The 20,733-nt window shown below is 47.0% G+C and carries 13 protein-coding genes; 3 read left to right on the plus strand and 10 right to left on the minus strand.

The window, feature by feature from the left end; all coding sequences use genetic code 11:
* Positions 1-58: 58 nt before the first annotated feature.
* The 9 genes from RF007C_RS02685 to RF007C_RS02725 form a co-directional block, all read right to left on the minus strand.
* On the minus strand, positions 59-2,305 hold the full coding sequence (locus tag RF007C_RS02685; protein WP_037296996.1) for a glycoside hydrolase family 11 protein: 2,247 nt from the start codon (positions 2,303-2,305) through the stop codon (positions 59-61).
* 397 nt (positions 2,306-2,702) lie between these two features.
* Positions 2,703-5,558, minus strand: a complete 2,856-nt coding sequence (locus RF007C_RS02690) for a carbohydrate-binding protein (RefSeq protein WP_037296999.1) — start codon at positions 5,556-5,558, stop codon at positions 2,703-2,705.
* Positions 5,559-6,065: 507 nt separating this feature from the next.
* On the minus strand, positions 6,066-7,754 hold the full coding sequence (locus RF007C_RS02695) for a SulP family inorganic anion transporter (RefSeq protein ID WP_037297001.1): 1,689 nt from the start codon (positions 7,752-7,754) through the stop codon (positions 6,066-6,068).
* 241 nt (positions 7,755-7,995) lie between these two features.
* Positions 7,996-9,219, minus strand: coding sequence for a hypothetical protein (locus RF007C_RS02700; RefSeq protein WP_037297004.1), 1,224 nt, complete (start codon positions 9,217-9,219; stop codon positions 7,996-7,998).
* Positions 9,220-9,360: 141 nt separating this feature from the next.
* A complete protein-coding gene (locus RF007C_RS02705) occupies positions 9,361-11,415 on the minus strand; it encodes an FtsX-like permease family protein (RefSeq protein WP_037297007.1) in 2,055 nt (684 codons plus the stop codon).
* Entirely contained in the window at positions 11,405-12,169 is a 765-nt protein-coding gene (locus RF007C_RS02710) for an ABC transporter ATP-binding protein (protein WP_019679174.1), read from the minus strand. Before RF007C_RS02710 ends, RF007C_RS02705 begins: the two co-directional genes overlap by 11 nt.
* 12 nt (positions 12,170-12,181) lie before the next feature.
* Positions 12,182-12,403 (minus strand): hypothetical protein, encoded by a 222-nt coding sequence (locus RF007C_RS02715; RefSeq protein ID WP_152537134.1) that lies wholly within the window; start codon positions 12,401-12,403, stop codon positions 12,182-12,184.
* 184 nt (positions 12,404-12,587) lie between these two features.
* Positions 12,588-13,607: a sensor histidine kinase gene (locus RF007C_RS02720; RefSeq protein WP_037297012.1), complete on the minus strand. Its 1,020-nt coding sequence runs from the start codon at positions 13,605-13,607 to the stop codon at positions 12,588-12,590.
* A complete protein-coding gene (locus RF007C_RS02725; RefSeq protein WP_037297015.1) occupies positions 13,604-14,266 on the minus strand; it encodes a response regulator transcription factor in 663 nt (220 codons plus the stop codon). Before RF007C_RS02725 ends, RF007C_RS02720 begins: the two co-directional genes overlap by 4 nt.
* 170 nt (positions 14,267-14,436) lie before the next feature.
* Between RF007C_RS02725 and RF007C_RS02730 the strand changes: the two genes are divergently transcribed.
* Both RF007C_RS02730 and RF007C_RS02735 read left to right on the plus strand, forming a co-directional pair.
* Positions 14,437-15,345, plus strand: coding sequence for a patatin-like phospholipase family protein (locus RF007C_RS02730; RefSeq protein WP_037297018.1), 909 nt, complete (start codon positions 14,437-14,439; stop codon positions 15,343-15,345).
* 241 nt (positions 15,346-15,586) lie between these two features.
* Positions 15,587-17,110 (plus strand): zinc ribbon domain-containing protein, encoded by a 1,524-nt coding sequence (locus RF007C_RS02735; RefSeq protein WP_037297020.1) that lies wholly within the window; start codon positions 15,587-15,589, stop codon positions 17,108-17,110.
* A gap of 79 nt (positions 17,111-17,189) precedes the next feature.
* On the opposite strand, the gene RF007C_RS02740 is transcribed toward RF007C_RS02735, so the two are convergent.
* Positions 17,190-18,410: a leucine-rich repeat protein gene (locus RF007C_RS02740; protein WP_037297022.1), complete on the minus strand. Its 1,221-nt coding sequence runs from the start codon at positions 18,408-18,410 to the stop codon at positions 17,190-17,192.
* Positions 18,411-18,681: 271 nt separating this feature from the next.
* Here RF007C_RS02740 and metG point away from each other — a divergent pair, with 271 nt between their 5' ends.
* Complete coding sequence (metG, locus tag RF007C_RS02745) at positions 18,682-20,667, plus strand: methionine--tRNA ligase (protein WP_037297023.1); 1,986 nt, start codon at positions 18,682-18,684, stop codon at positions 20,665-20,667.
* The last annotated feature ends 66 nt before the right edge of the window (positions 20,668-20,733 follow it).

A 20,733-nucleotide genomic window follows, 5' to 3' on the forward strand; every position in this document is an offset into this window, starting at 1 on the left:
CGGCGCTTGCGATCAACGCAAACGCCGCTTTGTCATACAGTTATTAGCAAGTATAAACTTATTTTACTATTCTTCTCAGTGCGATGAGATCAAAGCTGTCCCATACGCCGTCGCCGTTGATGTCGAAATCCTTGCCTTCCACATCACATTTCTCACCGAGAAGGAATTTTTTCAGAAGCTCAACATCATTTTCGTCAAATTCCTCCGATGATTCGTCCATTCTGACTTTAACTTCAGCACGGTTAAAGTATACATTTCCATCACCTGCACCGCAGATGTCAGTATTGATATACGCATCTACAATGTCGCCTGCCACAAGTCCTGCCGCACGCCAGGCTTTAATATGCTTTGCAAGATCAATACTTCCGCTGACATTGATATGATTTCCTGTCAGCGCCTTCTTAACGCTGTAATACTCGTCTATGCACCTGCCGCCGTAGCGAAATGAAAAACGTGTATGCCTTACATAAAGATCGTACTCCTCACCGTCTATATCTGCTCTCCCGAGCTTCTCCGCATCAAGAGGAACAAATGGGTCATTTGAAGCGTCACAGATGAAATACTTTATATACGGCTCATCGTTTTCGCCTTTCAGAACACCCTCCGCATTTATGCGGTACGTACCGTCAGTGCTTACATCTGCGTTGTAATCCAGGACAACAGTGATGTTCTTATCGGATGAGACCTCATCAGAGTCGATTTCACGGCCCTTTCCGAAGGAAAACAGGTCCTCATTTCTGTCGTTGAAGCACTTGGCATGGTAAATACCGTCTTTTTCGACCGTAAGCACTCCGTCGTCTCCTGCCCTGTAATACTTATAGCCGTCTATCGTCACGGAAGGAGTATCAGCTCCGAGCACGGTGAAGCTGTCGCCGGAGCGCTCCATGCTGATATTGACATCCGTTATGCTGAAATCTCCCTTGCCCTTGCCTTTTGTCTCCACAAAAGCACTGACATCACGCACATTTTTTCCTGGCTTGAGGCCGGCCTTTTCCCAGGCTTCAATATGCTTCAGCAGATCCACATTACTGTAAACGCCATAGCCATAGTCATGTTCAAATTCCACTCTGCTGACGCTGAAATACTGTGTCAGACCGCCGACGACTGGAAGCTTCCTCTTGTAAATATCGAATGTTATGTTGTCGATCTCTGCGGTGTCGACAAACTCCGCATTATTCAGAAAATCCTCTTTCCCGTTGCTTACCTCAATGATATAGAACTCAATATACGGATCTGTCATCCAACCGTAAATACCACCGATGTAGCTGCTCTTGCTTCCGAAGACAGTGTGGTAATCAGCTTTCAGCTTCGTGATATCCTTCAATGGTATACCTACCTCGCCAAAGAATCCCTTTGTGAACAGGCAGGACGCATTATCTTTATCGTTGTCAATGGTGCACTTGGCATCACCGTTTCTTTCCACCTTCATACTGCCGTTGGAACAGGAGTCGTCCTGCCAGAAGGCATAGGTAAGACCGTCGCGGTATACCTTTTTCTCAATGATCGTACTATTGTAGTCATTCGGCACATCCATCTCCTTGGGATAGTCAACCGTTATGATGTTGTTGCTGAAAAGCTCCGCGGAGCCCTCACCTTCCTCTGCACGAAGCAGATAACGCGGCGACATTAAGCTGATGAAATCAACGCCGTTTTTCTGAAGTCCGTCCATAACGCCTCTGATGTCTATTCTTCCGCTTACAGGACGATCAGATCTAAGGTTTTCGGCACGGGCTGCAATTATAACATTCACAGTTATTTCGTCATAGACCTCCCGTGACCTGTATACATTGTAAACCGCTCCGTTAACGTTGATATCAAAGACCTTATTATCCTCTGAGATACCGGTCACATCGGAATAGGCTTCCAGTACACGTACCTCTGTGAGCTCTTTTGCACCTCTTTCATAGCCGTTGAAAGTCGCACCGAAACAAAATGAGTCCTTGCATTTTATCTCTGCCCTGTAATCCATAAGGTACAGCTTCTTATCTGTCATTAAAATGTGGTCTGATTTTCCGGCGCAGAAATCCACAAGCTTGATCCCACTCCAGGAGCAGCTGAAGTTCTTGTTGAGCTTGTTAATATCAAATGATATACTGCCTGCATCATCGGGTTTAAAAACAGCGTATTCATCTCCGCCGCCTGTTCCCTCCAGATGTTCGATGAAGCTATCGTCATCGGCGGTGGTGACCGCAGCAGCAGGTACATTTTCATCTCCCACAGCCTGTACAGGAAAAGCTGCAAGAGCAGCTGCTGTAACAGTGCAGGCTGTAATTGCCGCAATAAAGTGCCTGATCTTCTGATTCAAAATATTCTCCTCCTTTTATGTCATTTATAATTTTTGATAAACTGTCTGGTACGAGGATTATATATCTTTAAGAGAAAAAAATCAAGTCTTTTATTGCTTTTTTACAAAAAATCCGAAATATTTACGATTATTTTCAAGGCAATCGCCTGCTTTGCATTATTTTCCTCATCTGACAGGGCAATATCTATCTTCTTGTCGTTGTTTATATCGCCGAGGGCGCAACTATAGGGCAGCACCGATCACGGTTTTAATATTTTTTAATATTAAAATGCAACAATCACACATTTTTCAGTGCTTTACAGATATTGCTTTTCAGCTGTTTATTGCGGTATTCCGCAACTAAAAAACGGACCGTCCTGCACGGACGGTCCACATCTTCGATATCCTTTTGTTTATGTTATTCAAATGACTTTAATTCCCCTGAAAGGTACTGCTTCAGCAGTTTAAGATCTTCCTCGTCGATTCTGTCATCGCCGTTGATATCAGCTGCACCGAAGCGCTCTGCATCGCCCTCCACAGCAGCTCTGCGCATCTTTATCATATCGTATATGTCAACTGTCTCATCGCCGTTGAGGTCACCGAGGATATACTCCTCGGCAGGCTTTACGGGTCTCCACCATTTCATGTTGCAGAGATAGCCATCTCCTCCGGTGAATACGAAATAGATATCATGATTACCCTCGGTGGATTCAATGGTGCAGCTCTGTGTGTTCCATTTCTGCCAGCCGCCTGTGCTCTTGACATCCATTTTACCTATGAGATTTCCGTCGGGGCTGTCAAGTCTGACTTCAAGAGCCGCAGCAGCGCCGTTTGAACCGATACGGAAATCTATTCCGCTGACATTGGTCAGATCAATGCCCTTGAAGCCGATATAGTCGCCGTTTTCGATATAGGCAACATCGCTGCCGCCCTCCGAGCAGCTCTCGGTGTCTATGCCCGACTTGTAGTAGCAGCTCTCCGCCTCGATGACGTCGCCGCCCTCTGAGCTTCCCGTTCCGCTGAGTCTGAGGATATGTCCCGACTTGCTGAGCACCTTGCCGTTTTCATCAAGGACATATATCCTGTACTCGCCTTCCTCTGCGGGAGTTTTTATAGTACCTGCGCTGCCCTTTGCTTTGGTCATATCGGCTCCCGTCCTGAACGTATCCGTACCGTCGGGAGCTATCCACACCGTGCCGTCTACCTTTCTTATGGGGAGCTTGCTGCCGCAGGCAGTTGCACAGCTTGCAGGGAAAGCCTGATCCGCCGCAGATTTCAGCCATAAAGGCATCATTGCCCGGTAGTCGTCAGAGATACCCGAGTCAAGACAGATCTTGTACTGGGCGAAGGGCCATACATTGTCGGAAACGACGATAGGGGCATCGATATCGCTGTATGGCGGGTTCTTGCCCATTTTGTTGACTGTGGCATAGGTTCGCTTGATAGTGAGGTGGTGCTTGTCGCCGTATTCCTCACAGTTTATGGTATATGTGACATCGGGACTTATCTCGAGGACATTGTCATTCTCCTCGATATAGGTGGTTCCCTCGTCATTGTGCAGGCCGTAGGTAGGCCAGCCGGGACCGCCTGCGGGTATACCCTGAATATAGTTCTGGTTGATAACAGTCCCGGGCATCTGACCGATAGTATAGATACCGCCGCTGTCGTGGAGACGGTTCAGGGAGTTTATCACCCTGTTATAGCATATCTGATTATCGCGGCAGGTAGTGCTGTCCTTGAAGTTGCACCAGCCCCAGCCCAGATGTATGCCGTTGTATGCAGTCTTTTCGATGGTATTGCTGAGTATTTTCACAGAATCCACGAAATAAGCCGTAATGGCCGCACAGCCTCCGAAGCCGTGAACAACGCTTATATCGTAGAGAAGGTTATGTGTTATGAGGTCGTTTTTGCATATCCCCTCAACGCCTCTGGGGAACTTCTCACGGTTGCTGCCGTCACCGTCGCCTATGTAGATATGCTGGGGATGTCCGACGGTGATACCGCTGGAAGTAATATCAGTGATGAAGTTGCCGCTCACCTCTGAATTGATAACGTCATTGGTCATGGAGATACCGTCAGCGCCTGTATGCTTTACGGTATTGCCCGTTAGTTTTATATTGTCACTGCTTGTGATATGCACAGCAGCGGGAAGGGTGTCGACCATCTCATACTTCTTGGAATGCCAGTTTGAATCCGCAAAAGCGGTATAGCTCTGGGCGGCCTGACAGGTAGTCTTTCCGTGAGAGCCGTCCACCTCTGTGAGCTGATAGTCGGTATTGGCAAAGGTTATACCGCTGAAGCTTATATTCTTTACGCGGTCAGAGGTTGAACTTCCTGCTATCTTTATAAGACTATCAGCCACAGGAGCTTCAACGTCCGCCGAGGTCATATCCTCTCCCATTCTGGGATAGTAATACAGCATCTTCTCGGTCTTGTCAAAGAAGAACTCACCCTCGCTGTCCACAAACGAGAAGGCATTATATATGGTATGAGTGCCGTTTGTTGTGAAGCCTGCTCCCCAGCCGGGTGTCTGTGCAATAGCGCCGTAAGGCTGCTGCATAAAGAGTATCATGCTGTTCCCGTCGTACTTTATATCACGGGAGCACACGATATTCTCATTCCATGTGGTGCCGTTAACGACCTCAAGGTCGTCAAAATTCGATGTGATACGCGGCATCGAACCCGCATCGTAAACTATACCGTCGCTCTTTTTTCCCGAATCCCATGCCCAGTCCGCCTGACCTGCTGTTATGTAATAATCCCCGTAGCCGCCCTTTGCCTGCACCTGCACGCTGCCCATATTTGCACGGCGGTCGTTGACATAAAGGTTGCGCAGCTTTACATTTCTGTCGAGCGGGGCAGCCCAGAGCTTGTCGCTGAACTTTTTCCAGCCTGTGACCTTCTGTGCTCCGTTAAGTACAGGAGTTTCTCCCTTATAGGCCTCATACCTTATGGTAAAGCCCTCCGAGCCCGAGTCTCTGGTATCGAACTCCACAGGCTCGGTGATACGGTAATCACCGCCGCGCAGATAGACAATAATATCGCCTGTCATGCTGCCGTTGATCTTCCTTATCTCGTCGCGGGCCTTTTCCAGGGTAGCAAAGGGCGAGGCTTCGGAGCCGTCACCGCTGTCGCTGCCGCCGGGAGAAACATAGAATACTGCCTGAACGCTGCCTTCGGCATTTACAGTCCCTGCGAAGCCGCAGGTATTCAGGACTGAAAATGCCGAAACAGCGCCGACGAGAGCAGCTGTTCCTCTTCGTCTGATGATCATATTAAATTCCTCCTTCTATATTAGATCTCATTTTATTTTTCTTTAAGCATGAGATTTAATAATTAAATTTTAATGCCCCCGTTTCATACGCTTGCTTTGTATATAATCACCATTTTATCTTTATTTGTGTTAATTATAGCATTGTAAAGCCTCTGTATAATACAATAATAATGACATTTTTAGTAAAATAACAACTTTGCCGCGATCGCTGCACGATTTTATCATTTAATTAACTGCAATTAATTAATTTTATACTTTATGCAGGTACGGAAAATAAAAAAATTCCGATACCAAAGAACACTGAAACTTCGGCATCGGACAATGAGGATGATTTATTTAAGCCTCGCAGGCTTCCAGGAGAAAGCATCATGAAATGCTCTCACGAGAATAGAACTCAGAGGACCATTCTCTGATATGATTATAACACGTCCAAATGGTCAATATCAACTCATTATTTGCAGATTAAGTGGATAAAATGAAGATAAGGCGGATATTATCCGCCTTATCTCATGCTCTTTTTGCAGCAATTTCATTTTCGATAGCTTCTGCCCTGAGCAGAGCCGTGTCGATATGGTCGCAGAAATTCTCCCTGCCGACCTTCTCAACAAAGCCAGCCTTGGTCATAGCCTTCATAGGCTGCTCGTTAACGTGTGAGAATACCACACTGACATTATGTCTGTCGCAGCGCTTTACTATACGCATAAGAGCCTCTACTCCCGTAGAGTCTATAGCAGGCACGTTTCTCATTCTTATGCAGAGAACGTCGATGTTCTTGTCGCTCAGAACGTATTTGTACTTATCCGAAGCAGCGAAGAACATAGGGCCGTTTATCTCGAAAACTCTTGTATTCTGAGGGATCTTCTTGAGAAGGATATTATCGGGATCGGTGTCCTCATCGTCCACATCTACCCAGGCATGAGCCTCTGTAACATCTGCCATGCGCTTCATGAAGAGGAGAGCAGCCATTACCATACCAACACCGATAGCAACTACCAGATCGAATACCACAGTGAGGATGAGTGTCACGAAAAGTACGGCAATATCGCTCTTTGGAGCAGTCTTTACTGTATTTCTGATATTTCTCCAACCGCTCATATTATAAGCAACAACGAAGAGTATAGCCGCGATAGTAGGCATAGGGATAAGCGAAGCATAGGGCATGAGCACCACAAGTATTATTACCAGTACTACAGAGTGTACCATTCCCGATATAGGAGTACGTCCGCCGTTCTTTACGTTAGCTGCGGTACGTGCGATAGCTCCAGTAGCGGGGATGCCGCCGAAGAATGCAGAGCCGATATTTGCAGCGCCCTGAGCCACCAGTTCCATATTGGAACGGTGTTTTGAACCTACCATACCGTCTGCAACAACGCAGGAGAGCAGCGATTCAACTGCTGCCAGCACAGCTATTGTGAAGGCATTGGGCACAAGTGCTCTTACTCTTGCGAAGGTCACCTCAGGCATTGCAGGCTTTGGAAGTGCATTTGATATATGATAGAGGTCTCCGATAGTATTGACCTTGATACCGCTTAACTTGACTATTGCAGAACATACTATGACGGCAATGAGCGAGGCAGGTATCTTTTCCAGTTTTTTGGGCCAGAAGATGAGTATTGCCAGCGATACGACACCGATAAGGAGAGCCATCCAGTTTATGGTGTCTATGCAGTTCACAATCTCCTTCACCTTGTCGATAGTCTCAATGGGCTTGTTTTTGAAAGTAAGCCCCAGAAAGTCCTTGACCTGTCCCAGCAGGATAGTCACGGCAATACCGAAGGTAAATCCCGTGGTTATAGTACCGGGGATATACTTGATAAGTACTCCGAAGCGGCAGAAGCCCATGACGATGAGTATGATTCCTGCCATTATAGCGGATATGGCAAGTCCGTCCATACCCTCAGCAGCAACTATGCCTGCAACGGTAGTTGCAAAAGCAGCTGTAGGGCCTGCAATCTGTACGCGGCTTCCGCCCATGAAGGACACGATAAATCCGGCTATGATAGCGGTGTAAAGTCCCTGTTCAGGGCCGACTCCCGAAGCAAGAGCAAGGGCAATAGACAGGGGAAGTGCTATGATAGCAACGATGATTCCCGCTATAACGTCCTTGACGAACTGCTCCTTCGAATAGGTCTTCATTACAGAGAAAAGCTTCGGTTTGAGCTTTTCCTCTGTTGGTTTCACTGTTTTTTCAGCCATTTCACTAACCTCTTTTTCTCTTAAAAATCTCTAAAAAGCAAACGCAACGTTTCTATTATACTACTAAAAATAGCGGTTTTCAAGAGATTTTTCACAGACAGGAAATTTTTGTCGGTTTATATATATTCCTGTCAGCTATGGAGAAATCATACAGCAATTTTAGCCTGTTATGATGCAAAACAAGCAGCCGCAAAGGGTAAATATCCCTTTACGGCTGCTCGCGTTCGTATTATATCATCATTCAGTCATTCTGCTCTTTTTCGGGAATAGCCTGTAAGTACGTACCGAAGAACCACAGCAGCAGTGCAAAGAGGGCAGGATCAGTTTTTGCTCGGTAAGCCATAGTATAAGTGGTATTGCCAAATATGCCGTTGAAGCTCCTGTCAAAAAGACCTGTCTCATAGAGTCCCGAGATATTCAGTATCAGCGAAGCTACTATGAGCAGCAGCATTGCATTTCTTAAAAGCTTTCTGTTGCGTGGAGTATTCAGCTCGCCCTTTGCATTGTTGAGGAGCACTCTTACGAACGCCCATAACGCCGCAGCTGACATTGCAAATACAGGAAGATCTCTCAGGTAGCGGAAAAGAACTACATTGCGGTAAGCCGCAGGTGAGACCGCGTCCTCAAAGGGCAGCCTGCACATATATTTTTCGGGACTTTCCATAATCGTAAAAGGCAGCCATACGCTGTATTCGTCTCCCGACATCACGCGGATAAGCTCATAGGTGCGAACGCCCAGCCTCCACAGTACAAAGCCTGCCGAGCCTGCGATAATTACCGCCGAGATCGCTTTAAGTGTCTTTGAAACGCCGGCTGTATCCTTGTTCTGGAGCTGTTTTTCGTACATAAGGAGCACAAATGCTCCGCTTATCATAATAAACGGCAGTCCAAGAATATCGTATATCTGGAAATACTGCCGCCGCTGGGTGAAAACACTTGTCATGCCGTCAAATCTTGAGATACCTTTTATGATATTGGTATTAAGATATATATAGATATTTCCGAAAGCATACAAAATACCGCCCACGAGGAAATATCGCCACGCCCTGCCGCAGAAAATACGCTTTTTATCGCCGCTTCTCAGAGCCAGTATCAAAGCTGCGATCAAAACAGCAGAAGGTATAAATTCCAGATATCCCTTTACCTTTTCAGCCGCGGTTTTAACCTCAGGAGCGTTCATTTTCTCTAAATATGCCGAATAATCAGCATTTGAGGCAAAGGAATTTGCACGGTCGAACTCCACGAAGAACGTGCCGCAGTACTGGTGGAACAGGAACGGAGACTCCTCTGTACCCGATTTGGGTATATCATAGCCCATTATCTTTTCAAAAGCTATTACCGCAGCACCCCAGAACATAAGAAAAATTGTTGCAGCCAGCACACATTTCAGGATAAAATATATGATATGCAGCCGCTTGTGTATCTTTTCGGGGATATTATCTGTTGGTTTCTGGCTTTTTTTCATACTTCCGCCCCCTTTTTATTCAATTTTATCACATTCTTCGTAAAGTTGTCAATTGAAAATGAGAGATTTAAGGAAATGATAAGGATTAAATAAGAAACGGCTCCCCTGACGGAGAGCCGCATCAACTATATCATGAAAAAGTTACTTCTGTTCTCTTGTTATCGCTTTACTTCCGAGGAATGTAAGGAGGAAGTAGCCGCCGTATATCAGTACCACAACTCCTGCGGTAAAGAATATGGGCTTCACCAGACTTCCGCTGACTATCATTTCAAGCATGAATCTGCCCATCTTCAAGCCGAAGTATGAATGGAGGCAGGCAAGGAGCAGCGGAAGCAGGAAAAATATTCCTGTCTGAAGGAAAACAGACTTTGTGATCTCCTTTTCCTCAACTCCCAGTTTGCGGAGCATAGTGTATCTCGGAGCACTGTCCGAACTCTCCGAGAGTTCCTTCAAGGCAAGGATAGCACCGCAGGAAACAAGGAATATAAAGCCGATATAAAGTCCGAGGAATGTTACCAGTGCACCAAGGCCTATTGCATCGTTGGCAGCCTCTATCTTTGTTTCCATGTAAGTTCTCGTGCCTGAATCAGTGCCATCATTTACATGGTCACCAATGACCTTTTTCCAGCCATCGCGCACCCTGGTCTCTGTTGCTGCGATGATCTCCTTGTCTGAGCCGTTATAATTGCCCACAACTATATTTGTGCCAGCGCCGCTCTCATCAGCAACACTGTCGGGAATGATGAATACTCCTCCGTTCATGGGCTGCATCGAGGGACGTACAAAGCTGTAAATGGTCTTCTCGGAATGAGGCATCAGCTCATTGCCGAATACATTTATTGCAGGCTTAGACTCAAGAAGCATATCATATATCGACACAAAGCCCGAGAATGTCGCGCATATGGCATACTCATCGTCATTCAGTTCCAGGGTCTTATAACCGTAAAGTTTCATAAGGGAATTGTAATCGCTGAGCTTTATAATCTCATTGCGGTAGTCCTCCATGTGACCGATGGATGCATAGTCCTCCTTAAGCTGGTCCATTTTATCGCCGATGAAGGTAAATAAAGTGAATTCGGGATCAGTATAGATATGGAACTTGTGATATTCCTTTAAATCATCTTCAAGGCTGAGGCCCTGCTCACGGTAATAGTCGTCTATGTCCGTATACATGGGCTGATCGTCACTGTCCTGTCTTTCTGCCTCGCCGTAGAAATCCACGGGGAAGAAGTCCTCCACCTGTTTGTTCATTGAATTCCTGATAGCAAAAGCCGAAGAAAGAGTACATATGGTCAGGAAAAGCATAAGGCAGATAACCGTCATTGAAGCAACTGTGGTATTGACCTTGCTGCTGAGCTGACGGAAGGTGAAGCTGTTGAGGCCGCGGTGATATAAGCCCTTGACTGACATGATGACTCTCAGGAGCATTCCGGCAGCAGACCAGAATATGAAGAAGGTTGAAACAGCTCCCATGATTATTGCGATAAGGAGCTTTTTCGTGCCAAGATCCATCTGGTTCCAACCCACAGTATAGTACGCGTAACCGAGAACTGCTACGGAGATAAGGAATACTATAACGCAGAGCCAGGGATTCTTCATGGTGATCTTCTCGGAGCGTCTGCCCGACTGCATAAGAGTGATGAGCCTGCATTTTCCGATGACAACGCCGCTTCTGAGGATGACAACAACGTACATGATGCTGAAGTAGATGATGGTCTTAAGTATAGCCGATGCAGACACTGTAAATTTGTAATCATTCATATCAGCTTTAAAGAGGTTTGCAACAACTGCACTCATTACCTGTGAAAGTCCGATACCGATAAGAAGTCCAACAAAAAGGGAGCTTATACCGATGATAACCGTTTCGCAAACCAGTATAGCGGAGATCTTCCACTTGCTCATGCCCAGCATCATATAAAGGGCAAACTCCTTGTTTCGCCGTTTCATAAGGAAACGGCTGGCATATACGATAAGGAGACCAAGAACTATCGCCACAAACACACTTACTGCCGAGATCGCAGTGGTAAGGAACTTGATTATCTCTCGCTGATCCTCGGAAACATTGAGGAATGCCGTCTGTGTCTCGATGGCATTGAATACATAGAATATTGCAACACCGATGATGAGGGTAAAGAAGTATACAGCATAGTCCTTTACGCTCTTGCGGATATTGCTGAGTGATATTTTAAAGAGCATCGCTGACGTCACCTCCGAGAAGTGTAACCACATCTATTATCTTGTCAAAGAACTGCTTGCGGCTGTCGCCTCCGCGGTTTATCTCATTGAAAAGCTTGCCGTCCTTGATGAAAAGGACTCTTGTTGCGTAGCTTGCAGTGAACGAATCATGAGTTACCATCATTATTGTGGCATCATGCTCGTGATTGAGGTAGCTCAGACGCTCGAGAAGGAGCTTTGCGGACTTGGAATCCAGAGCTCCTGTGGGCTCGTCGGCCAGTATCAACCTTGGAGCTGTTATTATAGCTCTTGCGGAAGCTACTCTCTGCTTCTGACCGCCTGACATCTGGTAAGGGTACTTATTGAGCACATCTGTTATGCCCAGCTGTTCTGCAACTGTCTTTACAGACTTATCAATGTCTCTTGCTGAGTGCTTCTGTATGGACAATGCCAGAGCGATATTCTCATACGCGGTAAGGGTATCCATGAGGTTGAAGTCCTGGAAGATAAAGCCCAGCTTATCTCTGCGGAACTTATTCAGCTCCTTGCCCTTGAGAGTAGTTATATCCGTATCCTCGAGGAAGATATGACCTGCTGTTACGCGGTCGATGGTGGAGATACAGTTCAGCAGAGTGGTCTTGCCGCTTCCGGAAGCGCCCATGATAGCGGTGAACTCTCCCTTTTCCACTGAGAAGGAGATGTCGTCAACAGCCTTGGTAAGACTGGATTTGTTTCCGTAATATTTCTCAACATTCTGTAATTTAAGTAATGACATATCTGTATCTCCTTATTCTGCAATTTTTGCTTTCTTTTTACTGCTCATATACCATGCACAAAGGTAATATACTGCCAGGGTGCTCCAGAAAACAACATCTACCGTATTATTGCGCTGATGTGCGCCTGAAACTCCGCTGAATATCTCGTACAGCATAACACCGCTGACGGGGAATATGCAGATGCTGCTGACAATAAAAAGTATCCTGACGATTTTTGAAGTAAGCTTTTTCATAAGATCATTTCCTTTCGGGAAGATTTTTCCGGGATTCTTTCCCGTTTCCATGATCTTATTATACACCTGTCTGTATTACAGGTCGTGCTTTGAACATTACGCAACATTACAATTTTGTAATGTACGTCACATTATCATTGCCTGCACTGAAATACGGGCGGATATTATCCGCCCTTAAAAAGTATTATCTATCCAGCTTATAGTATTCGTTCTTTGCAAAGGCTAAAGTGAATTCCGTAAAGCTTCCCTGCTCCGAAGCAGCGGTCACAATGTGTCCCAGCCTGTCGCAGAGGCTCTTTACTATATATAGTCCCATTCCGGTTGACTTGGCATAGGAACGCCCGTTTTCACCTGTAAAGCTCTTGTCGAACACTCTTGCCAGATCACTCTCGGGGATACCTATACCGTTATCACGAAAATGCAGCAGTATCCTGTCGGGAAGCTCCTCTGCGGAGATCTTTATGACTGGTTCGCGGTCTGCGGAGATATATTTTATACTGTTCGCCATGAACTGGCCGAGTATGAATTCCAGCCACTTTCCGTCAGTCAGAACTGTGATGTCAAGCCCCTCCGTCTCGATGCAGGCTCCGCAGAGCTGGAGCGACTCGCGGTTCTTCAGCGCAACATTGCTCACGGCACGCTTCAGTGAGGTCTCCTTTATTATATAGTCCTTCTCCGCATTCTCGGAGCGGGCATAGTAAAGCACCTGATCGGTGTATCCGTCGATACGTTTCAGCTGCTCATTGAATTTCTCTCCCAGCTCGTCGCTGTGGTTATGCGCCATGAGCTGCAAACTCGCCACCGGAAGCTTTACCTCATGCACCCACAGCTCTATGAAATCGCGGAAATCGGCAGAGCTGCGTTTGTACTCAGCCACATTCTCGCACATGGACTTATTTGCATCGCAGAGAGCGTCATAGGTTACCTGTCCGTCGTAGAAATCCGGTCTTTCGATCATTTCGTGGATGAGGTACTTCTTGTCAAGGCCTTCAAGATTATGCTTCAGTTCGGTGTAGAACTCCCTCTTCCTTAAAAATCCCACTGTCTCCTCAATAATTATGAACAGCAGGAATATGCTGTTCATGAATATTATAAGCTGACCGCTCACTCTGTAAGCAAACAGGAAAAGCAGCATAAGTCCAAGGGAAAGTGCTGCGATAAGGAAGAACCACAGTCTGTCCTTTAAATAATCTGTGATCTTCATTTCAGTATATACCCCTGTTTTTTTCTGGTCTCGATCGCGTCCTCACAGCCCAGCTCCGCAAGCTTTGAACGCAGGCGGCTTATATTCACCGTCAGGGCATTGTCGTTGACGAATTCGTCATTGTCCCACAGCGCCGTCATAAGCTCGTCACGGGTAACAATGGAACCCTTTCTGTCAAGCATGAAACGGAATATTATCATCTCATTCTTCGTGAGAACCATTTCGCGGCTGCCGTCGGAAAGACTTCCCTTAGCGTCGTTCACCTGCAGGCCGTTATAGGTCTGCACAGATGCTGTCACCGCCGAACGCTTCAGCACAGCCGATATTCTCAGCAGGAGTATTGTGGGATTGTAAGGCTTTGTGATATAGTCGTCAGCTCCGTAGCTCATTGACAGCACCTCATCTGTCTCGGAGGTGCGGCTGGTGACCATGATAACGGGGGTATCGGTCTCCTTGCGGATCTCCTTCAGCAGCTGTTCTCCGTTAAGGTCGGGGATATTTATATCCATAAGGATAAGATCGGGCTTTGCTGCGAGTATTTTTGCCTTTGAGTCCGAAAAATCCGTAAGGCAATCCGCTTCATATCCCGAATTGTGCAGGAGCTCCGCAAGCTCATCACGGATAGATCTGTCGTCCTCCACTATATATATTTTACTCATAATTCACCTCTTGAAAGATATGTCCGCACGTAAATGCACCTATGATTATAACATAAAAGGTCGGATAATACAACATCTGCTTGATTTTTCATGCGGTATACTATATAATATATATAATGACCTATGGTCATTATTGAAATTAATACATCATTGTACAACAGGAGCTAATAATGAAAAAAATACAGGTATATTCGGGAATAAGAAGTCTCCCCTCGGGAAGGGCTTCGGACATTGTCACAGAAGGCTGCATGGTACTGGAGGGAGGTGCCTTCCGAGGAGTATACACCTCGGGAGTTCTTGACGCTCTCATGGAAGCAGGTATAAATATGCGCTGCACTGTGGGAGTTTCCGCAGGCGCTCTCAACGGAGTGAACTACGTTTCGGGACAGATAGGCCGCTCGGCAAAGATAAACCTCCGCTACCGCCACGACAGCCGATATGTGGGCGCAAAGGCTCTGCGGAAGAACAAGGGCATAATAGGCTTTGATTTTGTATTCGGCGACATGAAAAACGTGCCGCCTCTTGACAAAAACAGGTTCATGGACAGCTCAAGGCAGTTCTACATAGTCGTTACAGATCTCACTACGGGAAAAACCATGTATATTGAAAAGAATTCGGGTATACCGCCTCTCCGTGCAGTCCGCGCCTCGGCTTCCATGCCCTTTGTATCAAAGCCCGTCATGATAAACGGAGTACCCTGCCTTGACGGCGGATGCAGCTGCAAGATCCCCTATCAGTTCGCCATTGACAAGGGCTTTGAAAAGATAATCGTAGTCAAGACACGCTATGAAGGCTTCCGCAAGAAGGTCAGCAGCAGACAGCTCCGTGCGGAGAATATAGTCTACCGCAATTATCCCGGATTTGCCGCTTCTCTTATAAACAGCAACGCCGATTATAACAGACAGTGCGACGAGCTGGAGAAGCTTGCTGCGGAGGGAAGGATATTCCTTATAACCCCTTCCGAAGCCATAGACATCAGCCGTCTTGAGGGCGATATGGAAAAGCTGGGACATCTCTACCATATGGGATACAAAGATGCCAAAAGAAGCCTCGGGAAGCTCCGTCAGTACCTGAAATAACAAATTCTTGCAGAGCACCGTCTGCGCTGATCTCCACGCCTTCGCGTTATATCAGCATATATCACCGTTATGTAATCTAATGTAATAAATTATTTACTTGACATATTTTACTGTATGACTTATAATTAGTGTGTACTCAACAACCGCTTAACAGCGGTTATTGCCCTGAACTGCGTTCAGGGAGCAGACATTGATCAGTACAGAAATTACTCCCAGAATAATCAAATACAGGAGGGATACTATGAAATGCAATAAATGCGGAAGCGAAATGACAGATGACGCTCTGTTCTGCACCGAATGCGGAGCTCCGCTGGAGCATACTGAGACGGCTGACATATTTGTTGACGACGAGCCCACTTCCATACTGCCTCACCTTGAAGAGGTCATTGCCGATAACGAAGAGGCACTGAGCCTTACTCAGGAACAGGCTGATATGCTCGGCGACGAGCCTGCAGAGATACTCAGCAGCGGCGCTGAGGATACTATCACTATCCCTGAACCTGTTGTCATACCCGAACCTTCCCCTATCCCCCCTGCGGAAACAAGCTTTGACAAGCCTTATGAGCCGCTTAATGAGGAACAGGTGCCAGAGGTCCCCGTGAACGGCGCTCCGGACAGCTTCAACGACAACAGCAGCACCATGAAGATACCCGTTCAGAACGAGCCGTTCAGCTCATATAATGCACACGCAAACCAGTTCCCTTCAAACGAGGCTCCTCAGCCCGATACGGGAGCTGTTCCCTATCAGAAACCGCCTGTACAGACTCAGCAGACTATGGTGCCTCCTCAGCAGGAGCCCGCAGCCCCTGCACCTATGCCCGTTCAGAACGAAAGCAAGCCCAAGGCACGTGCAAAGGTAGGCGGCGGACGCATCTTCGGAGCTTCACTGGTAACAATATTTACCATGCTGTTCCTGCTTCTGTTCAGTCTGATACTCGCAGTCAAGATCGGAGCAAACGGCAGCATTATCAGAAAAAGGTTTGAAAAGCTCAATGCAGACGCAACCCTTACTGCCGAGTTCGACGGCAAGGAGATGTCAAAGACTCTCTATGACTCCATGGGCTTCAGAACAGCCACCAGAGGCACAGCCGATGAGGCAAGCTTCAAGAACTACCTCCTTGACACGGATTTCCGCGAATATGCAGGCGGAGCAGCCGAGAAGTACCTGGATTATATCATAGACGGCGAGGGCAAGGATCCCTCCGTAAGCTCCGAGGACTTCGTAAACGACTTCATCAAGGGCAATAAGGAAGCAGCTGCAAAGAACTTTGATTATGAGTTCACGGATAACGACTACGACCTCATGCAGAAGAACCTGGACAAGGACAATTTCTCGGACACCATGAGCGTTAAGGAGTGGAGCAGAAAAGCAGGCTTTGATATGGACAAGCTCAGCTACGCTTTCTCATACATAACCATAGGAGTACTTGCTGCATTTTTCCTGCTCTTCCTTGTATGGACAGCAGCTGTCCTGAAAAAACGTGCAAGATACGTTACGGGATTTTTCGGTACCACCTTCACCGTTGTGGGATTTATAGTATTCCTTGCGGGACTGGTACTCATCGTAGGCTCTGCGGTGGCATTCACATTCACAAATAATGTATGCTTCTATCTTACAGAGCACCTGCTTCTTCCCCTTTCTCTCCTCCTCCTTATGATCGGAGGCGTCGAGCTCATTTTCGGATTTATTTTCAGAAAGACCAAGAAGAGACTGAAGAAGAAGGAAAAAAAGGCTGCTGCGGCAGCTGCACAGGCTATACAGTAATGTAAGCCCGATATGAATAACAAAGCCTGAAAGCTGTAAATACCGCTTTCAGGCTTTTCTGTTATTTTTCTGCCGTGCATTATTTCTCTGCCGCAATGAATTCCTTAAGGGACATTTCTCCGTTTGCAGCGAGATAAGTATAATAGGAAAGTACTGTGGAAGCGTCGACGGAATCTATCCTGCCGTCGCCGTTTACGTCCTGCTCCGCAATATCCTTAGCGTCTGCAATTGCGCTCATTGTAGAGATCCTGGAGTACAGATCCATGATCTGTGAGGCATCGACGGAATCTATCCTGCCGTCGCCGTTGGAGTCTCCCAGGGGATTGAGCACCTCGAAATTGCAGCCCGTGTTCTCTGCCAGCTTCTCGGCTGTGGAGCCCTTGTAGCCGCATATTGTACCTGTATAGACAAAGCTGTAAATCACCCTGTCATTGTTTTCGTCTACCTCAGGACTACCGTTGGTTATAGAGCCTCCGTAAATCTCGCATTTCGGATTTACTATGACCACCCTTTCCAGATCGGAGCAGCTGTTGAAGGCTTCAAGACCTATGCGCTTTATGTTCCCTGGAACAAGCACATCGTGTATACGGCTCTGTGCCCTGAAAGCGGCATTGCCCACAGAGCTGACATCATTTGGAAGCACCATTATCCACTGTGAAAAGTAGTTGGAATACAGCAGCGTATCCTTGTAAGATACAAAGGGGCCTCCGTTACTCTCAAGGGACTTCAGCCATTCCGTACCCTTGAAGGAAAGCTTGCTGAATTTGACGCTGTGCTCGGGGAAGTTTACTTCCTTCAGAGCAGTACAGTCCATGAAAGCATAGTCTTCCACATTGTAGGTGCCGTAGGGCAGATCTACTCTCTCAAGAGAGGTACAGCCCTGAAAAGCATCATTGCGGATTATCATACGATCAGGAACGTCATATTTCGGAAAGTTCAGCTCCCTGAGATTTACACAGTCTCTGAATCCGCTGACACAGTCGAACTCCTTCGGAAAGGTAACGGATTCGATGAACTCATTGCCTTCAAAGGCGCAACTTTCTGCTCCGCGGACACTTTCACCGTTGACTCTTTCGGGGATTACCACATTCTTTTCAGTGCCGTTGTACTTCAGAACATACCAGAACCTGTCGTGTCGCACATAGGTAAAGTCACCCTCTGTGAGCTGCTCGGGATCGGCAAAAAAAGATTCCGTAGATCCCGTATCTGCCGCAGTGCCGCTGACATGAACAGCTCCCGCGCAGGTGCCTGCCGAAACTGCTGCTGCAAGTATCGCGGTAAATACCCTCATTTTCTTCATTATATTTCCTCCATTTTCTTTGATTCAACATCCTCCTGTTTTCAGATTTTTACCAAACAGTTTATCATTTCAAGGCTTTCCGCCTTCACTGACACATACGCAGCCAATGAAAAAACGTTGCAGCGGATCATATATTTTTTTGTTTTAACATATTTTATATAAAAAATCGGCTTTGCCACTCGACAAATCCGAAAAAAAGTGTTATAATAATAGTTACCTATTTCTTTCATTCGGAAACAGGAATTTTTACACTCAGATTGGAGCGATTTTTATGTCAAAGAAACCCTTTTACATCACAACGCCGATTTACTATCCTTCGGGCGATCCCCACATAGGTCACTGCTATACCACAGTTGCCTGCGATTCCATTGCCCGTTACAAGCGAATGCAGGGCTATGACGTAATGTTCCTCACAGGTACCGACGAGCACGGTCTTAAAATAGAGCAAAAGGCTGCCGAGCAGGGCGTTACTCCCAAGGAGTACGTTGACGTTATCGTTGATAAATTCAAGAATTTATGGAAATACATGAATATCTCCTACGACAGATATATCCGTACCACAGACGACTACCACGTTGAAGCCGTTCAGAAGATATTCAAGGCACTCTACGACAAGGGCTACATCTACAAGGGCGAATATTCGGGAAAGTACTGCACTCCCTGCGAGAGCTTCTGGACCGATTCACAGCTTGACGAGAACGGCTGCTGTCCCGAATGTCACAGACCTGTCAAGTTCGCAAAGGAGGAGGCTTACTTCTTCAAGATGTCTCCCTTTGCAGAGCGTATCGAAAAGCTTCTTCTCGAGACAGACTATCTCCGTCCCAAGACAAGAGCAGTAGAGCTGGTAAACAACTTCATCAAGCCCGGCCTTGAAGACCTCTGTGTATCCAGAACATCTTTCACCTGGGGCGTTCCCGTTACCTTCGACGAAAAGCACGTCGTATATGTATGGATAGATGCTCTTTCCAACTATATCACCGCACTGGGCTACGAGAACTCCGCACACAGCGACTTTGAGAAGTACTGGCCCGCAGACGTTCACATGGTAGCAAAGGACATCATGCGTTTCCACGCTATCATATGGCCGGCAATGCTCATGGCTCTGGATCTTCCCCTGCCCAAGCATCTTGCGGTACACGGTTATATAACTATGCAGAGCAAGGGCGGCGAGAACGTAAAGATGTCCAAGTCTCTGGGAAATGTAGTTGATCCCTTCATACTTGGCGAGCGCTACGGCTGCGACTCCATAAGATACCATATCCTCCGCGAGATGGCTCTGGGCGCAGACAGCCTCTTCTCCAACGAGATAATGATCAACCGTATAAACTCCGACCTGGCCAACGGCTTCGGAAACCTCGTTTCACGTACCGTTGCAATGGCTGACAAGTACTTCGGCGGCACTCTCCCCTCAGAGCGTGAGAGCGCAGACATAGACGAGGAATTTAAGTCTGTTATACTCGGACTCCGCCCCGCAGTTGACGGCTTTGTGGACGAGACAAAGATAAAGCAGGCTCTCGAGACCATATTTGAAGGCGTTTCACGCGCAAATAAGTATATCGACGAAACAGAGCCATGGAAGCTGGGCAAGGACGAAGCTATGAAGCCCAGACTTGCTTCCGTGCTCTATAACCTCCTTGAAGCTATACGTATCACCTCAGCTCTCCTTGCACCCTTCATGCCTACTATTCTCCCTAAGGTATGGGAGCAGATAGGCGCTTCCGCAGCTGACGTTGAGTATGACAAGCTGGACAAGTTCGGAGTGCTTCCCGAAAACGTGACAGTACACAAGGGCGAGATACTCTTCCCGAGAATAGACGTTGATAAGGAGATAGATGAGCTCAACGCCATCCTCACAAAGAATATGGCAGAAGCAAAGGCAAAGCTCTCCTCAGAAGAAAAGGGCGAGGCAACTGCCGAGCCGATAACACTTGCTCCCGAGATAATCATTGACGATTTCGCCAAGGTGGAGATCAGAGTAGCAAAGGTCATCGCCTGTGAAAAGGTAAAGAAGTCCGACAAGCTCCTGTGCCTGCAGCTTGATGACGGCATGGGCGGACGTCAGGTAGTATCGGGTATCGCTCAGTATTACGAGCCCGAGGATCTCATAGGAAAGAAGCTCCAGCTCATAGCCAACCTCAAGCCCGTAAAGCTCAGAGGCGTTGACAGCAACGGAATGATATGCGCAGCAGATACTCCCGACGGAGTAAAGGTGATATTTGTTGATGACAGTATCCCCGTAGGCTCAAAGATAAGATAAGAACGTATAAAAAATATCTCCGCAGGACCGACCGTAGTCCTGCGGAGATATTTATTTATGTCATGC

It is taken from the genome of Ruminococcus flavefaciens 007c, from assembly GCF_000571935.1.
GTDB lineage: Bacteria > Bacillota > Clostridia > Oscillospirales > Ruminococcaceae > Ruminococcus > Ruminococcus flavefaciens_F.

Coding starts and splice junctions, on each gene's coding strand:
- RF007C_RS02690 (WP_037296999.1), bottom strand. CDS start 5,558: ATGATCATCAGACGAAGAGGAACAGCTGCTCTCGTCGGCGCTGTTTCG.
- RF007C_RS02695 (WP_037297001.1), bottom strand. CDS start 7,754: ATGGCTGAAAAAACAGTGAAACCAACAGAGGAAAAGCTCAAACCGAAG.
- RF007C_RS02700 (WP_037297004.1), bottom strand. CDS start 9,219: ATGAAAAAAAGCCAGAAACCAACAGATAATATCCCCGAAAAGATACAC.
- RF007C_RS02705 (WP_037297007.1), bottom strand. CDS start 11,415: ATGCTCTTTAAAATATCACTCAGCAATATCCGCAAGAGCGTAAAGGAC.
- RF007C_RS02710 (WP_019679174.1), bottom strand. CDS start 12,169: ATGTCATTACTTAAATTACAGAATGTTGAGAAATATTACGGAAACAAA.
- RF007C_RS02715 (WP_152537134.1), bottom strand. CDS start 12,403: ATGAAAAAGCTTACTTCAAAAATCGTCAGGATACTTTTTATTGTCAGC.
- RF007C_RS02720 (WP_037297012.1), bottom strand. CDS start 13,607: ATGAAGATCACAGATTATTTAAAGGACAGACTGTGGTTCTTCCTTATC.
- RF007C_RS02725 (WP_037297015.1), bottom strand. CDS start 14,266: ATGAGTAAAATATATATAGTGGAGGACGACAGATCTATCCGTGATGAG.
- RF007C_RS02730 (WP_037297018.1), top strand. CDS start 14,437: ATGAAAAAAATACAGGTATATTCGGGAATAAGAAGTCTCCCCTCGGGA.
- RF007C_RS02735 (WP_037297020.1), top strand. CDS start 15,587: ATGAAATGCAATAAATGCGGAAGCGAAATGACAGATGACGCTCTGTTC.
- RF007C_RS02740 (WP_037297022.1), bottom strand. CDS start 18,410: ATGAAGAAAATGAGGGTATTTACCGCGATACTTGCAGCAGCAGTTTCG.
- metG (WP_037297023.1), top strand. CDS start 18,682: ATGTCAAAGAAACCCTTTTACATCACAACGCCGATTTACTATCCTTCG.